Raw genomic sequence first — 14,718 nt, 5'->3', positions numbered from 1 at the left:
GCTGGCTTTCCGGTTGCCTCGGAGAGTCCGCCTTTCCATCACCTGGAAATCAGAAGAGGAGCTTCGCATGAGCAAGAGCAGAATTGGCCGGTCTTTGCTTCTGGGTCTGACGATGGCGGCGCTGGCGGTGCTGCCCGCGGCGGCGCAGCAAACGGAAAAGCCGCCCGCGCCGCAAATCACGGCCATCAAGGCCGGAAAGCTGGTGGACCCGGAGACCGGGAAGACGGCGGCGAATCAGATCATCCTGGTCGAGGGCAGGACGATCAAGGCCATCGGCGAAAAGGTGGCCATTCCGGCGGGCGCGAAGGTCGTGGACCTGTCGCAGGCCACGGTGCTTCCGGGCCTCTTCGACGCGCACACCCACCTGTGTATGTCGGTGCAGCCCAAGCGCGACGCCGGCAACTACTTCATCACCACGCTGCTGGACACCACGGCCTATCGCGCGATCGAGGGCGTGGCCAACGGCCAGGCCATGCTGGCCTCCGGCTTCACCACGGTCCGCGATATCGGCAATGCCGGCAACTACGCGGACACCGACCTGCGGCGCGCCATCGAAGCCGGCGTGGTACAGGGGCCGACGGTCGTCAACGCGGGAATCATCATCGCCCCCTATGGCGGACAGTTTCACCTGCAGCCGGAAAAGAAGGACCTGGCCACGCCCGAATATCTCTTCGCCGACACCCGCGACGAGATGCGCAAGGCCGTTCGCCAGAACATCCACTTCGGCGCGAAGTTCATCAAGATCGTCGTGGACGACCAGGACTACATCTACTCGGTGGACGACATCCGCTACCTCGTCAGCGAGGCGCACGCCTCCGGATTGAAGCTCGCCGCGCACTGCTGGACCCACGCCGGGGCGCACAACGCCGCGGAAGCGGGTGTGGACTCGATCGAGCATGGCTTCCAGATGACCGACGAGGATCTGCAACTGGCAAAAAAGAACAACGTGACGCTGGTGGGCACGGAGTTCAGCGAGAAGCTGACGCAGGCGCTGGGCAATCCCTGGGACCACAAAGTGTGGGTGGACCGTCTGCGCCGCGCCTACAGGATCGGCGTGAACCTGGCTTTCGGCACGGACGTGGACGTCGAGCTGCCCGGGGAAACGCGCGGAACGCTGGCCATTGATTACATCAACAGCTGGGTGGAAGCGGGCGTTCCGGCCGCGGACACCCTGCGGGCGATGACCATCAATGCGGCGCGCCTGCTCGGCGTGGACAAGGAACGCGGTGCGCTGAAGCCGGGGATGGCGGCGGACATCATCGCCACTCCGGAAAACCCCCTGGACAACATTCAGACGCTGCGCAAGGTTGCCTTCGTGATGAAGGATGGCGCCATCGTCAAGCAGTAGGCGTTTCGAACGGATGTGTCAATTCGACTCCCGGAATCCGGAAAAATTCCGAGGAAAGGCAGCCGCTGGCTTTATCGAGGCGGAGAAGGAATGCGGCAATAGCTGCGGATAAAGAAGACCGGGCTGCCGATGGACAGGCTCGGGTCGGGGCGCGGCCCGAAGACGCCGCACAGCCGGTAATTCTGCTCAATCCACGAGAACAGGCGCTGGTTGTAGTCCACCCCGAAAATGGTTTGGGCGTACTCACGCGTCGGACGGTTCGCGATGAGCACCAGCGGAACGCGCTGGCTGCGCAGCCGCTCGATGGCCCGCTCTTCGCCCGCCGCGTCCACATAGCCGGGCACGATGATCTCCTCGCGAAGCGGATTGCGGCGGTCGGTGAGGAAGTTGAGCGCGGAGCCTTCCGGCAGAATGGCGACGGCGTCTCCACGCGCCGTGTTCTTCTCGATGAACTGCAGCGCCTGATCCATCGCGAGACCCAGTTCAGGATACGTGCGCCAGGTTCCCCGGGGCGTCACGATGGGATAGGTGAATTTGCGCCGGTAGCGCACGCAGAGCGTGCCCGCCGTAACCAGCAGGGCCGCTACCAGGACGGAAGAAGCCAGCTTCCCGGCCAGGCGGCGGCTCTCCGGCTCGGGTAGAAATAGGGGGAAGATCACCAGCCAGGCATAGACGAAAAAGAGCACCGCGCCCGGCAGAAGGAACGAGCTCAGCGCTCCTCCCGTGGACACGCGGAGGACAATGCGCGCCAGGCTGCCGAACGAGAACACAGCCAGGATCACCAGCGTGCCGGCATTGCTTCGTGCTTCCAGGGCGCCCTCGCACGAGCTCTGCACAAAGGCGGCAAGTCCGGCGGCGATGAACGCCAGCAGGATAAAAGGCATGGCCATGAAGGGTCCCAAGTCCGACAGGCCGATGCTGGTCACCACAATCCCCGCCAGGGAAACCGCGAGGAGCTTCCACGCCCCGCCCGGCCCCCCGGACGTAGGAGCGCTCGCGCCTTGCGCGTCCTTGCGGCGCTTTTCGAGCAAGAGAGCGGCGGAAGCCAGAAGGCCGGCGAAGGCGATTAGGCGCGCGAGCGTGGCGGCCATCAGCCCCAGCGAATGCCAGGGGCGGTCCAAACCGAAACGCCATTTATTGAAATACATGATTTGCCACGGCACGTGGCTGAAGAAGAGATAGCTTTCGTTCGCGAGCGTGTGCCAGCCCACTCGCGCGGCGAGCCACGTGTAGACCACCGCCGGTATGCCCAGTGCGGGCAGCAGAAAGACCACAAGCCACGCCGCGATTCTGCGGACGCGCGGGTAGCCAGCGAGGGCGGTGGCCACAAAACCCGTGCCCACCGCGGTGATTCCCATCTCCGTCTTGGTCACCACCGCGAGCGCTGCCAGTACACCCGCGGCGAATAGCCAGCGAAGCCTCTCCTGCCGCAGAAAGATGATCAGCAGCGCCGTGGTTGCCAGGGCGAAAATGTTGCCGTCGAGCCCCGCGTAGGCGTAGGGCATGATGTAGTTCCCCTGGGACTTCAAGGCGCAGACCCAGGTGACCGCCAGGCAGGTGAGCGTCGCGGGGAAGCGGCCGGTCACCTGGCGTCCCAGCCAGTAGACCAGCCCCAGAATAATGAGGGTCGAGACGATGCCGCGGCCCCAGAGCACCCACAGAGAGGGCTCGAATATCCGGTAGAGCGCGGCGTCCACGTAGGGAGAGAGCGGGCCGTAGTGGTAGCGCACATCGGAATAGAGCATCTCGCCGCGAAGCAGACGCAGCGGCGCATTCAATTCGCGCCCGCTATCCACCAGCGGGTTCCCCCAGCGTTGCCAGGTGGAGGCGAGCCCCGCGGCAAAGGAAGCAAGAATTAACAACAGGCCCGGGAGATCTTTTCGTCCCATGGCTTGCTGCGGAGCGCCGGAAAGGGCGTCGAGAACGGCGCGCCACACGCGGTTGGCGTAAGAGAGATTCCGGTTCCCTGCTTTTGCCTGGCTGGCATCCATGGAACGGCGGCCCTACGAATTCCCGGAAGCGGCAGGAGAGTCCTTCAGCACACTGCGAATTCGCCACAGCAGCAGCGCGCCGAAGAGCATGGAGAACAAACTGGCCGCCTGAGCGTTCGAAAGGCCGAAGAACGAGCGCGGGTTGATGCGCAGAAATTCCACCAGGAAGCGCGCCAGCCCCGTGAGCAGCAGGTAGTAGCAGAAGATCTCGCCGCGGACCTTCCGGCCGCTCAGGGCTTTGGTGCCCAGATGCCAGAGAAAGGCGGCGATGGCGCACCAGACCAGGAATTCATAGATCGGCGTGGGATGCACGCGCTCGGTGGTCGGCACGAGGCCGTTCGGGAAACTCATCCCCCAGGGCAGCGAGGTCGGAATGCCGTAATCGCCGTCGCCGGAGAGCAGGCAGCCGATGCGTCCGATGGCATAGCCCACGGCCCCGGCGGGCGAGCAGGCGTCGAGAAATTCCAGCAGCGGCAGGTTCTCCCGCCGCGCCAGGAACAGCAGCGCCGCGAAGCCCCCGAGGAAGCCGCCGAACCAGGCGAACCCAAAGCGGCTAAAGAGCAGCGGCCAGGGATCGGCAAAGAGCTGCGCCGGGCGCTCCAGCACGTGATAGAGCCGCGCTCCCGTAATCCCCGCTAGGCCGGCGATCCCGATGATCATAAAGGCGTCGGCGCGCAGCCGGCGGCGGCGAAAATCGGCGTCCAGGATGTAGGCCGCGGCAAGCAGTGCGGTCGCGACCATAAGGCCAAACGTCGGAATCGCCAGCGGACCTAGATGGAGAAATGGAAGCATGGAGAGACGTCGCGAATCTGCCGGGAGCAGTATACACGAGCGCGGCGATGCTTTACGCGGCTTTGCGGGCAAACCCCCGCAGGAAGAAGCCCAAAGCCAGCCACAGCGCCAGGGAGACCCATTCCCACTGCGTAAAGTGGCCCGGGACGCCCGGCAGAAACTTCATGAGCACCAGCGCCAGCGAAGCCAGCGCACCCGCCGAGGCGATAAGCCGCAACCGCACGCGCGGCTCGACCAGGAAAAAGGAAACGCAGGCCGCCAGCCAGCCCAGCGCCGAAGCCGCCGAGCCGACCTCGGTGACCGGCACCAGGATGGCGTCGCCGAGGATCAGCCCGGCCAGCGTCCCCGCGCCAATCGCCAGCACCGCCACGCCCGGAGTCTGAAACCGCGGATGAATCTGGGCGAAGCGCGGGCTGACCGTATTGCGGCGGCCGTAGGCAAAGAGCAGGCGGCTGGAGGCCACAAAATTGCCGTTGAACACTTCGAACAGCGCGAACAACGCCATGGTCAGGATCAACTGCACGGGCCAGCGCGCTCCCACCGCGTGTTCGAAAGCGACGGCCGTCGCGAAGCGCTTGCCCAGCAGGCTCTGCCACGGCGTGATGTAGGCCACCGCAGCGATGGCCAGGGCGTAAAAAAATGCGCCGACCAGCAGCGCCAGCGCGATGGCATGCAGAAAGCTCTTCTGCCGGAACTCCGGATGGGCCTCCTCGGCGGATTTGGCCACGGATTCGAAGCCGGTCATGAAGTACGGCACGATCTGCAGCGTCAGCAGGATGGAAAGCGCTGGCGCCGCATGAAACAGGGGGTGGAAATTGGCCGGGGCTCCGTGGCTGGCGCTGATGCCCAGCACAAATACGAAGAGAAACAGGACCATGCCGGTGCTCCAGTTCTGAAAATTGGCGCTGAAACGGATGCCGCGATAGTTCAGCAGGGTGAGGAACACTGTCAGGCCCATGCCCAGCAGCAGCCGCGGCAGGTAGACGGGATGACCGCCGATGCGGTACAGCTCCAGCGAATCGAGCGCAGGAAAGATGTACGCCGCGATCTTGCCGAAGGCCACCGCTTCCCAGGGGCAGACGATGAAGTAGGCCAGCAGCATCAGCCAGCCGGTGACAAAGCTGACCAGGGGCGGAAAGACCTGCGCCGTGTACGCCGCTTCCCCGGCGGCGTCCGGCAGCCGCAGCACCCACTGGCCATAGACATAGCCGACCGGCAGCAACAGCAACGCGCCCAGCAAAAAGCCCAGAATGGCCCCCAGCGGCCCGCCGCGGCCCAGCCAGTCGTCCATCAGCACCAGCCAGCCGACGCCGATCATGGTGCCGAAGGCCAGCGTGAAGTAATCGCCAAGACGCAGCTTGCGCGCGAGTGTGGTCATTTCACCCCGCCCGGCGGAAGTGTAAGCCGCTCCTCCGGGAACTGGATTCTTATCACATCTGGCCCCCTTGCAGCAGGCGATTGCACCCCGCGCTTCTCCACGGGGCGCGGGCCGCATTTCGCTGCGGGCTTTCCCGTAGACAGCCTCGCGCTGGACAGTTAAACTTTTTGGTTGCGGTCCTGCGCGATTCGCCGCACATAGACCGAGAGACGAGGAACCCAAGAATGAAACTGGTCACTTTCAATGCCGGCAGCCGCGAGGACCGCATCGGCGCGGTCGCTGCGGACGGGCAGATCGTCGATTTGAACGCGGCCTACGCCCTCTACCTGCGGAACGTCCAGCAGGAAGGGGCCTTCTACGCCCTGGCCGATGCCCGCGTTCCCGCCAACATGCGCGGTCTCTTCGAAAACGGCGACCGCGGTCTAGACGCCGCCCAAACCGCTCTGGAATACGCGCGCCAGGAAGGCCCGGAGGCCCGGGGCGCGTCCGGCGAGGCCATCTTCTTCCGCCGCGACGCAGTGCAGATCAAGGCTCCCATCCAGCCTAAGAAATTTTTCCACACCGCGGGCAATTTCCGCGAACACCATGAAGAGGCCCAGAAGTCCGGCTTCTCGCACCCCGTGCTTCCGTGGATCGTCTTCTTCCAGAACGTGGACGCCATCATCGGCCCCGATGCGCCGATCATTTACCCCGAGCACCTGACCCAGGAGCTGGACTACGAGCTGGAGCTGGCCCTGGTGATGAAGAAGAGCGGCAAGCATTTCGGCGAGAGCGAAGCCAGGGACTACATCGGCGGCTACGTCATCTTCAACGACATCACCGCGCGCGACATCCAGCGCCAGGAGATGAAGTCCGGCGTGTTCAGCTTCTGCAAGGCCATTGACACCTTCTGCCCGCTGGGGCCGCACATCGTCACCGCCGACGAAATCCCCCAGCCCAACAACCTGAGCATGGAGCTGCGCGTCAACGGCAAGATGCGCCAGAAGTCGCACACCAGCAAGATGAGCGTGACCGTGCCGGAGATCATCGCCCACTACTCCTCGATGGGCTACACCGCGGGTGACGTGCTGTCTACCGGAACGGTTTCCGGCGTGGCTGCCTTCAGCGCAGACCCCAAGGCGCTCTACCTGAAGCCCGGCGACGTGGTCGAGTGCGAGATCGAAAAGATCGGCGTGCTGCGCAACCCCGTGATCTCCTGGAAGCAGGGGCACCCGGACAAGGCCAAGGCGTAAGCGGGAAACCATGAGCGCAAACGGACGGGACAAAGGCATCTGGATCAGCGCGCTGAACGAGCGGCCGGAGATTCGCGGACCTTTCGCGAAGAGCGGCGCCGTGCACTTCTACGACACCACGCTGCGCGACGGCGAACAGACCGTCGGCGTGGTGCTCACGCCCCAGCAGAAGCTCGAAATCGCGCAGGGGCTGGACGCCCTGGGCATCGAGCGCATCGAGGCGGGCTTCCCGCGCGTTTCCGCGGACGACGCCGAGGCCTTCCAGCGCATCGCCAACGCCGGGCTGAAGGCCGAAATCTGGGGTTTCGCCCGCGCCGTGCGCGCCGACGTGGACGAACTTCTGCGCCTCGGCTCGCGCGCCGCGGTCATCGAGACGCCCACCAGCGCCCTCAAGCTCAAGGCCTACGGCCTCTCTCCCGACGAAGCCAAACGCCGCGCCGCCGACGCCATCAGCCACGCCGTGAAAAACGGCGTAAAGGTGGCCTTCTTCACCGTGGACGGCACGCGCACCGAGCTGGAATCGCTGCGCAGCTTTTACCAGAACGCGCTGGATGCCGGCGCCAGCGAACTGGTCGTCGTGGACACCATCGGCGTCTGCGGCCCCGAGGCCGTGGAGTTCCTGATGCGCCAGGTGCGCGCGTGGGTCGGCCCCGGCGTGCCGCTGCACTTTCACGGCCACGACGACTTCGGCCTGGCCACGGCCTGCGCCATTGCCGCCGTGCGCGGCGGTGCGCAGTGGATCCAGGGCACCATCAACGGCATGGGCGAGCGCGCCGGCAACGCCGACCTCGGCGAGATCGCCATGGCCCTCTACGGCCTCTACAACGTGCCGGTGGCGCTGAACCTGAAGAAAATCCGCGAGGTCTCCGCGCTGGTGCGCCGCGCCTCCGGCTACGCCATGGAGCCGTGGAAGCCGGTCGTCGGCGAAAACCTCTTCATGCGCGAAAGCGGCGCCGTGGCCAGCCAGTTCCACATCCCGGAAGCGATCGAGCCGTTTTCCGCGGACCTGGTGAACGCCGAGCGCCGCATCGTCCTCGGCAAGAAGAGCGGCATCGACAGCATCGCCATCAAGTGCCAGGAACTGGGGCTGGATCTGAGCGCGGAGCAGCAGCAGGCGGCGCTCGCCGCTGTGAAGCGCCTCGGCACGGAGCAGCGCCGCCTGGTCACCGACGACGAACTGCGCGCCATCGCCACCCGCGTCAAGCGGCCTGCCTGACGCGCCCTCGCTTTAACGAAACACGCTGCCACAAAAAAGTAGGGGCACGATGGTTCGTGTCCCTCTTTTCTTTCCGGCTTGACTGAAAACCTAACGCTTCTTCTTGCGGAAGTGCGGCAAGACTTTTTTGCCGAAGAGCTTGGCCTGGGCGGGACGATCCTTGCCCCACAGCTCGAGCATCATCTGCGTGCAGCCCGCCGCGCGGTACTCTTCCAGCTTTTCGATGCACTGGGAGGGCGTGCCGGCAACCGGGCAGACCTTGTCGAGAATAGCGTCGCTCACCGCCTTCGCGGCGGCCTTGCGCCCGCCCTGCTCCATGGCTTCGGCGATCGGCGCGATCTCCTCCATGGTCAGCCCGGCGCACTCGAGCAGCGTATCGGCGGAGCCCCGGATGTTCTGCACCTTGTTGGCCAGGTACATGGCAGCCATTTCGCGGGCGCCTTCCCGCGCGGTCCGCGGATTTTCGCCGATGCTGCCGACCACCACGCAGCCGAGGTCCAGCTTCGCGGGGTCCTTGCCCGCCGCGATCGCTCCCTCCTCCATCGCCTTCTTCGAATACGCGGCGAATTTCGGCGTCGTGATGCTGGCGGTCAGCAGCCCGGCGGAATGCGAACCGGCAAGGCGCTGCATCACCGGGCCGGTGCCCGCCACGTAAATGGGCACGGGCCAGCGCGGCACGTGCGCGTCGGCCTTGATCGGCGGGGCGTAGGTCTGGAAGGCCTTGCCCTCGTACTTCACTTCGTTGCCCGCGAGCAGCGCCTGGATGATTTCGATGCTCTCGCGCATCACCGTCGCGGGGCCGACCTCCTTGCCCTTCTCGCCCTCGCCGATCTCCTTCATGAAGATCTTCGACGCGCCCAGCCCAAGCAGGAAGCGCCCCTTGCCGGCGGCTTCTTGCAGAACGCGCGCTTCCATGGCGATCTGCACGGGATGCCGCGTGTAGGGCGAGATGATGCCCCAGCCGATGGCGATCTTCTTCGTCTCCCGCGCGATGATCGCCGTTTCCGCCGTGGACGAACGCGCTTCCATGGAATGCTTGCGCCACCACGGGTAGGCCTCCGCCAGCCAGAATACGTCGAAGCCCGCGGCGTCGCAGGCCTGCGCCATGTGCACGGTTTCGTCCAGCGGCTCCATGCTCAGTTGCAATACTCCGATTTTGAACGGCATGCTCATATGTATTTGCCTTCCCTTTCCCTGAATAAAAAACCAAAAGTTTCCGGCAGATAGCCGGCGCTGCGCAACCACCCGCTCAGGCCGGGTCCGTCCAGGAATGCTCAAGCCCCTTGATCAACTGCCACACCGCGCGGTTGAGCGGCGTGGGCACACCCGCCTTCTCGCCCCAGTTCGCGATCGCGCCGTTCATGAAATCCACTTCGGTCTGGCGCTTCGCCAGAATGTCCTGCAGCATGCTGGCTTTGTGCTTGCCTGGCGCGCTGGCGCCCTTCTGCACCAGCGCCCGCGGATCGCCGTGCAGCGTGATGCCCAGGGCCTTGGCCACGGCTTCGCCTTCGGCAATCAGCGCGTTAAAAAGCGCGCCGGTCGGAGCGAAGCGCGTGGCCGCTCCGTGATGCAGCAGCGTGAGCGCGCCCACAGGATTCGTCGCCGCGTTGAAGATCAGCTTGGTCCACTGCGCCCCGCGGGCATCCTGCAGCGGCACGACTTTCATCCCCGCGCGGTTCAGCAGCTCGGCGAGCTTCTCGACGCGCGCATAGGGGGTCTTGGTCGGCTCGTACGGCCCGATCCAGGTGTCCCCGTTGATGTCGAAGCCCACGTGGCCCGGCTCGATCACGTGCCCCGCGGGAAACGTCGTGCCGCGAATCACGTATTTCACCTGCTCGGCGATGATCTCTTCGTTGCCCACGCCGTTCTGCACCGAGCAGACGGCGCTGTTCTCCCCGAAGAGGTGCGCGGTCTGCTCGATGGCGCCGCGCGTGTGCGTGCTCTTGGTGGCCACGATGCCGAATTCGCACGGCGGAATTTCCCGCGCGTCGGTCGTGGCGTGCAGCTTGGCGGTAAAGTCCGCCGCGCCGCTGATGCGCAGCCCGCGCTCGTTGATGGCCTTGGTGTGCTCCTTCGAGACGTCGTAGGCGTGCACTTCCACGTCCGCGAGCTTGGCCAGGTGCGCTGCGAACAGGCTGCCGATGGCGCCGCAGCCGACGATGCAGATTTTCGTGCTCATGCTTTCCCCACCGTTTCTGAGCCGTTATAAAACTTCCACGGAATGTTCACCAGGCACTCGCCTTCGCTCTTGCCCACGCGGAAGGTGTCCTGCGTGTACAGGCAGACCTGGCCGTCCTGATCCACTACCTGCGGATGAAAGCTGAGAACCATGTTCTCCTTCAACTCGACCTTGGTGTTCGCCCCGATGGACGGATACTCGAGCATCGTCAGGCCGATGGAGTGCCCGGTGAGATGGCCCAGGGTGAATCCCGCCTTGGCGAAAATGTCCGCGGCGGCCTTGTGCACGTTGCAGGCCAGCTCGCCCTCGCGCATCAACCGCCGCGCGGCCTCCATGGCCTCGGGATAGACGTCGCTCATGGCCCGGGTGCGCGGGCTGGGGTTGCCGCGGATCAAAGCGCGCGAAAACTCCACCCAGTAGCCGTCCACGCCGGTGATTTCCAGCGAGTAGAGCAGCAGGTCGTCGGCAGCCACCGCGCGCAGCGACGGCACCTTGAAGTGCGCCTCGGCTTCCCCGCGCGTTCCGCACAGAACGATGTTCATCATGCGCGGCCCGGCTCCGCGCGCGAAAAAGCGCTCGACCGCCGGGGCCATGATCTCCGCCTCGCTCTTCCCCGGCTCGTAACCCTTCAGCAGCGCGCGGAAGCCGTCGAGGATGATGTCCATGCTGTCGCGCACGCCGGCCAGCTCTTCCTCGCTCTTCACCGCGCGGGCCATGTCGAAAGGCACGTCGAAGGGCACCAGGTCGAACGAGCCGATCTCCAGCTCGCGGTAATCGCGCACGGCCATGACGAAGTCCAGGCCGTGGACCGCGACGCGCGACCACTGCTTCTCCTCGGCCTTTTCCCGCAGCCACTTCCCGGGAATCTCCGCCCACACGTGCTCGCGCACAAAGGTTTTCTTCTTGTCCCCGATCCAGCGCGCCTCGCGCGGAAACACCAGCGTCGGGTCGCCCTCGAGGGGGATCAGCACGTAGACGTAGCGGTGCACGATTTCGAAGTCCGAGGTGTAGCGCACGGCGCCTTCGAAACCGGCGTACTGGTTGCCGCACACGATAAGCGCGTCCACCTTCTCGGCGGCCATCGCGGCGCGAATGTTCTTGTAGCGGCGCTCGATCTCCTGCGGACTAGGCATGGTGTCCTGCGTCTCCCTCCTCAGCGCGCGCCGCAGAGTTCGGCGACCGCCAGCGCGTAAACTTTCGTCGTGTTGACCAGCGTTTCGATGGCCACCTTCTCGCCTTCCGCATCGCGCGGGCCGCTCGAAGGGCCGTAATTCAGCGTTTCGATGCCGAAGCGCGTCATCACCGAAGCGTCGGAATCCCACAGCACGGTGGTGTGCTTCGGCGCCGTGCCCAGCACCTTCTGATGGCACGCCTCGATGGTCTTCACCAGCTCGTGATCCTTGCTGATCTCCGCGCCGGGCACGGAAACGAAAATCTCCTGTTCGATGCCGTAGTCCGGATGCGCCTTGCGCAGCTCCAGCACCAGCTGCTTCAGCGCCTTGCGCGCTTCCTTCAGCGGCATGGTCGGCGGCACGCGCACGTCCAGGAACACGTCGGTGCGATCCGGCGTGCGGCTCACGCGCCAGGGGTAGCCCCCGCGGATGCAGCCCACGTTCACCACTCCCGGCTGCCCCTCGTACACGGCCTTCTTCTCCCACGCCGCGATCCAGTCATAGACCGCGGGGAGAATCTTCGTCATGCGGAAGACCGAGCTGTGGTCCTGCTTGCCGCGCGTGAACGCCGTGTGCACGTAGTGGCCGTGCGTCGAAATGCGCGCCCACATCGTGCCGTAATGCCCCAGAACCAGTTGCAGGTCCGTCGGCTCGCCGAGGATGCACATGTCCGGCGTCACCCCGTGATTCACCAGGTGGTGCGTGCCCACGCCGTAGCCGCGGTACTCCTTGCCGAGGAACTCATCGCTCCACTGCGTCTTCTCGATCTCCCCGGCCACCGCCGCGATGCTCACATCGCCGTCCAGCTTCACCCCCGCGCGCATCAGCGCCTTCACCGCCTGCGTGTAGCAGACTAGCGCGCCCTTCATGTTGTAGATGCCCAGGCCGTAGATCAGGCCCTTTTCGATGATGGCCTTGGCCTTGTAGCCTCGCCCGGTCAGGTACGTCTCCCGGCCGGTGTTGGAAGTGTCCATGTGCCCGTTGAACATCACGCTCTTGCCGTTTGCCGTGCCTTCCCACAGGCCCACCACGTTGGCGCGGCCTTCCTCGACCTCCTGCCAGGCCACCTGCAGTCCGGCCTCTTCGAAGGTGCGGCGCATGTAGCGCGCCATCTCGCCTTCTTCGCCCGTGGGGCTCTGGATATTTACCACGTCACAGCTCATCGCCACGATCTCTTCCTCGCGGATTTGCGCGAGGATTGTTTTAGCCAGGTCGGGATTCATTTCGTCATCCGTCTCCATTGTATGTGTGCCCGCGAAGCAGTCAGTTCAGCGGCGAAAATCGTCCGGGTAAGGACAGAGTCGTTCGCAGCCGTTCGCGGTCACTAGAAAATTGTCTTCCAGACGCAGCCCGCCGCCGCCTTCCCAGTACAGGCCCGGCTCGATGGCCAGCACCATGCCCGCGCGTATCGTGCCCGGCGCGGCCTGGTGCGAATACGGCGGCTCGTGCGCCCGCGCGCCCACGCCGTGCGCCACGGGATGCGACGGCTGCCCCGGATAGCCCGCGGCGGCGATCCCTTTGCGGATACTGCGGTCGATCTCCCCGAGCGGCGCGCCGTCGCGCACGCAGCCGATGGCGTCCTGGTAGATCTTCAGCAACTGGTCGAGCAGAGTATTGTACTCGGCGGTGAGCCGCCCGGGGCACAGATTCTTGGTCAGGTCGGTCCAGTAGCCGTCCGCGCACACCCAGATTTCCACCAGCGTCGGCTCGTTTTCGACGACCGGGCGGTGGCTGGTGGCCGTGAACGTGGCGATGCCCCGCCCGGACCACACCAGCGTGAACGCCCGCGCCATCTCCACCTTGTCCTTGTAGCCCACGCCCACGGCGTGGATGTGGCCTTCGATCATCGCCGCCACTTCACTCTCTTTCATTCCCGGGCGGATGTTGTCGCGCGCGTGCTCCATGCCGATGGCCGCCAGCTCGTTGGCCAGACGCATGCGCTCGATCTCCTGCGGCGTCTTGATCATGCGCAGCTCGGCGAGGATCGTCGCGGCGTCTACCACCTCGCGGCAGGCCGCAAAGAACGCGTCGTAGAAGCCCTTCCAATACACCGTCGGCTCGCCCACCATGCGGTCGCAGATCTGCGAGCTCTGCGAGAGCTCAATGCCCACCCGCCCTGTGAGCTTGCGCTCACGCAGGACGTCGATGGCCATCTCCAGCGAGCGGATCATCGGCGGGCGGGGATCTGCCGGATTGTAGAAGCGGAAGAACCGCACATCCTGGTTCCAGGCGGTGCGCTGCGCCTCGCGAAACTGCGGCTCCACCACCACCAGCGTGGGGTCGCCCTCGCGCGGGAAGATCGCCAGGTCGTAGCCCTTCATCGTCCAGTAGTTCGTGAGGTAGAGGACGTTATCCGGCGCGCGTACCACGATCGCGTCCAGATTTTCCTTCGCCATCCGCTCGCGGATGCGCCGCCATTTTTCCTGGTCCAGTGGAAACGCCATCGCTCCCCCGCTCATCCCGCCGCCCCCTCTTTCTTCCCGCGGTAGGTCCAGGACGCTTCCTTGCCCCGAATCAGCCGGTACAGCGCGCTGTGCAGCGGAGCGGGAATGCCGGCACGGTGCGCCTCGCGGGCGATGGCCCCGCCGAGAAAATCCACTTCGGTGCGCAGCTTGTGGCGGATGTCGTAGAGCATCGAAGGCGGGTGATCGGTCCGCGCGCCGATCTTGTTCATCTCCCAGGGATCCTCGCGGAGCTTTACGCCGAGGCCCGCGGCGACGCACTTTCCTTCCTCGATCAGGTCGTGCAGCAGATGCCCGAGGTCGTCGAACTTCTTCTCTTCGGCATAATGAAAGCTGTGCACCAGCTCCGTCAACGCAGCGACGGAATTGACCGAGGCGTTGAAGATGAGCTTGGACCACTGCGCCGGCCGCGCGTCTTCCAGCGCGACAGCTTTCAACCCGGCCGCATTGATCAGGTCGGCGGCCTCTTGCACCAGCGAAAAAGGTGTGTTGGTCGGCTCGAACGGCCCTATCCAGGTCTCAGTGTCCAGTTCGAGCTGGACGTGGGTGTCGCTGTGGCGGGTGCCGCTCATGAACGTCGTGCCGCGGATGACATAACCCTTGGTCAGCGCGGCGATGATCTCTTCGGAGCCCAAACCGTTCTGCGAAGAGAGCACGGTGCCGTTGCGGAACAGATGCGCCACCGGCCGCATCGCGTCCTCGGTTTGCGTGGCCTTGCAGCAGACGATGCCCAGGTCGAACTGCGGCATCTCGGCGGGCTCGTTCGAAGCGCGCAGTTTCACGTGGAACTCGTGCGTGCCGGTAACGCGCAGCCCCTGCTCGTTCAGCGCGCGGGCGTGCTCGGGGCGGCGCACAAAGGCCCACACCTCCGCGACGCGCGCCAGATGCGCGGCGTACAGGCTCCCGATTGAGCCCACACCAATGATGCAGATGCGCTTCATCCGAGGA

Annotated in this window: 12 protein-coding genes; 3 read left to right on the top strand and 9 right to left on the bottom strand. The window is 65.1% G+C overall.

Annotated elements, in window-relative coordinates; translation table 11 throughout:
• Positions 1-67: 67 nt before the first annotated feature.
• Positions 68-1,348: an amidohydrolase family protein gene (locus tag LAN61_05430; protein MBZ5539946.1), complete on the top strand. Its 1,281-nt coding sequence runs from the start codon at positions 68-70 to the stop codon at positions 1,346-1,348.
• A 71-nt stretch (positions 1,349-1,419) separates the two neighbouring features.
• On the opposite strand, the gene LAN61_05425 is transcribed toward LAN61_05430, so the two are convergent.
• Genes LAN61_05425 through LAN61_05415 form a run of 3 tightly spaced genes read right to left on the bottom strand, consistent with a single transcriptional unit; the run spans position 1,420 to position 5,509 of the window.
• Entirely contained in the window at positions 1,420-3,339 is a 1,920-nt protein-coding gene (locus tag LAN61_05425; GenBank protein ID MBZ5539945.1) for a glycosyltransferase family 39 protein, read from the bottom strand.
• A gap of 12 nt (positions 3,340-3,351) precedes the next feature.
• Positions 3,352-4,131: a prolipoprotein diacylglyceryl transferase gene (locus tag LAN61_05420; GenBank protein MBZ5539944.1), complete on the bottom strand. Its 780-nt coding sequence runs from the start codon at positions 4,129-4,131 to the stop codon at positions 3,352-3,354.
• A 52-nt stretch (positions 4,132-4,183) separates the two neighbouring features.
• Positions 4,184-5,509, bottom strand: a complete 1,326-nt coding sequence (locus LAN61_05415) for an APC family permease (GenBank protein ID MBZ5539943.1) — start codon at positions 5,507-5,509, stop codon at positions 4,184-4,186.
• A gap of 389 nt (positions 5,510-5,898) precedes the next feature.
• On the opposite strand from LAN61_05415, the gene LAN61_05410 reads away from it, so the two are divergent.
• The gene (locus tag LAN61_05410; GenBank protein ID MBZ5539942.1) at positions 5,899-6,741 is read left to right on the top strand and encodes a fumarylacetoacetate hydrolase family protein; all 843 of its coding nucleotides are present in this window, start codon (positions 5,899-5,901) and stop codon (positions 6,739-6,741) included.
• A gap of 10 nt (positions 6,742-6,751) precedes the next feature.
• On the top strand, positions 6,752-7,957 hold the full coding sequence (gene aksA, locus LAN61_05405; GenBank protein ID MBZ5539941.1) for a homoaconitate hydratase: 1,206 nt from the start codon (positions 6,752-6,754) through the stop codon (positions 7,955-7,957).
• Between the two features lie 90 nt (positions 7,958-8,047).
• Here aksA and LAN61_05400 read toward each other — a convergent pair whose 3' ends face one another.
• From LAN61_05400 to LAN61_05375, 6 genes are all read right to left on the bottom strand, one after another.
• Complete coding sequence (locus LAN61_05400; GenBank protein ID MBZ5539940.1) at positions 8,048-9,130, bottom strand: LLM class flavin-dependent oxidoreductase; 1,083 nt, start codon at positions 9,128-9,130, stop codon at positions 8,048-8,050.
• Positions 9,131-9,206: 76 nt separating this feature from the next.
• Positions 9,207-10,136 (bottom strand): 2-dehydropantoate 2-reductase, encoded by a 930-nt coding sequence (locus LAN61_05395; GenBank protein MBZ5539939.1) that lies wholly within the window; start codon positions 10,134-10,136, stop codon positions 9,207-9,209.
• Positions 10,133-11,269, bottom strand: coding sequence for a M24 family metallopeptidase (locus LAN61_05390; GenBank protein ID MBZ5539938.1), 1,137 nt, complete (start codon positions 11,267-11,269; stop codon positions 10,133-10,135). Before LAN61_05390 ends, LAN61_05395 begins: the two co-directional genes overlap by 4 nt.
• Positions 11,270-11,289: 20 nt before the next feature.
• A complete protein-coding gene (locus tag LAN61_05385; protein MBZ5539937.1) occupies positions 11,290-12,531 on the bottom strand; it encodes a M20/M25/M40 family metallo-hydrolase in 1,242 nt (413 codons plus the stop codon).
• 45 nt (positions 12,532-12,576) lie between these two features.
• Positions 12,577-13,752: a Xaa-Pro peptidase family protein gene (locus LAN61_05380; GenBank protein MBZ5539936.1), complete on the bottom strand. Its 1,176-nt coding sequence runs from the start codon at positions 13,750-13,752 to the stop codon at positions 12,577-12,579.
• An 11-nt stretch (positions 13,753-13,763) separates the two neighbouring features.
• Complete coding sequence (locus LAN61_05375; protein MBZ5539935.1) at positions 13,764-14,711, bottom strand: ketopantoate reductase family protein; 948 nt, start codon at positions 14,709-14,711, stop codon at positions 13,764-13,766.
• Positions 14,712-14,718 lie beyond the last annotated feature (7 nt).

The sequence above is a fragment of the Terriglobia bacterium genome, from assembly GCA_020072785.1.
GTDB lineage: Bacteria > Acidobacteriota > Terriglobia > Acidiferrales > UBA7541 > Acidiferrum.
The sequence above is the reverse complement of the archived record's forward strand: the minus strand, read 5'-3'. Positions and strand labels throughout refer to the sequence as shown.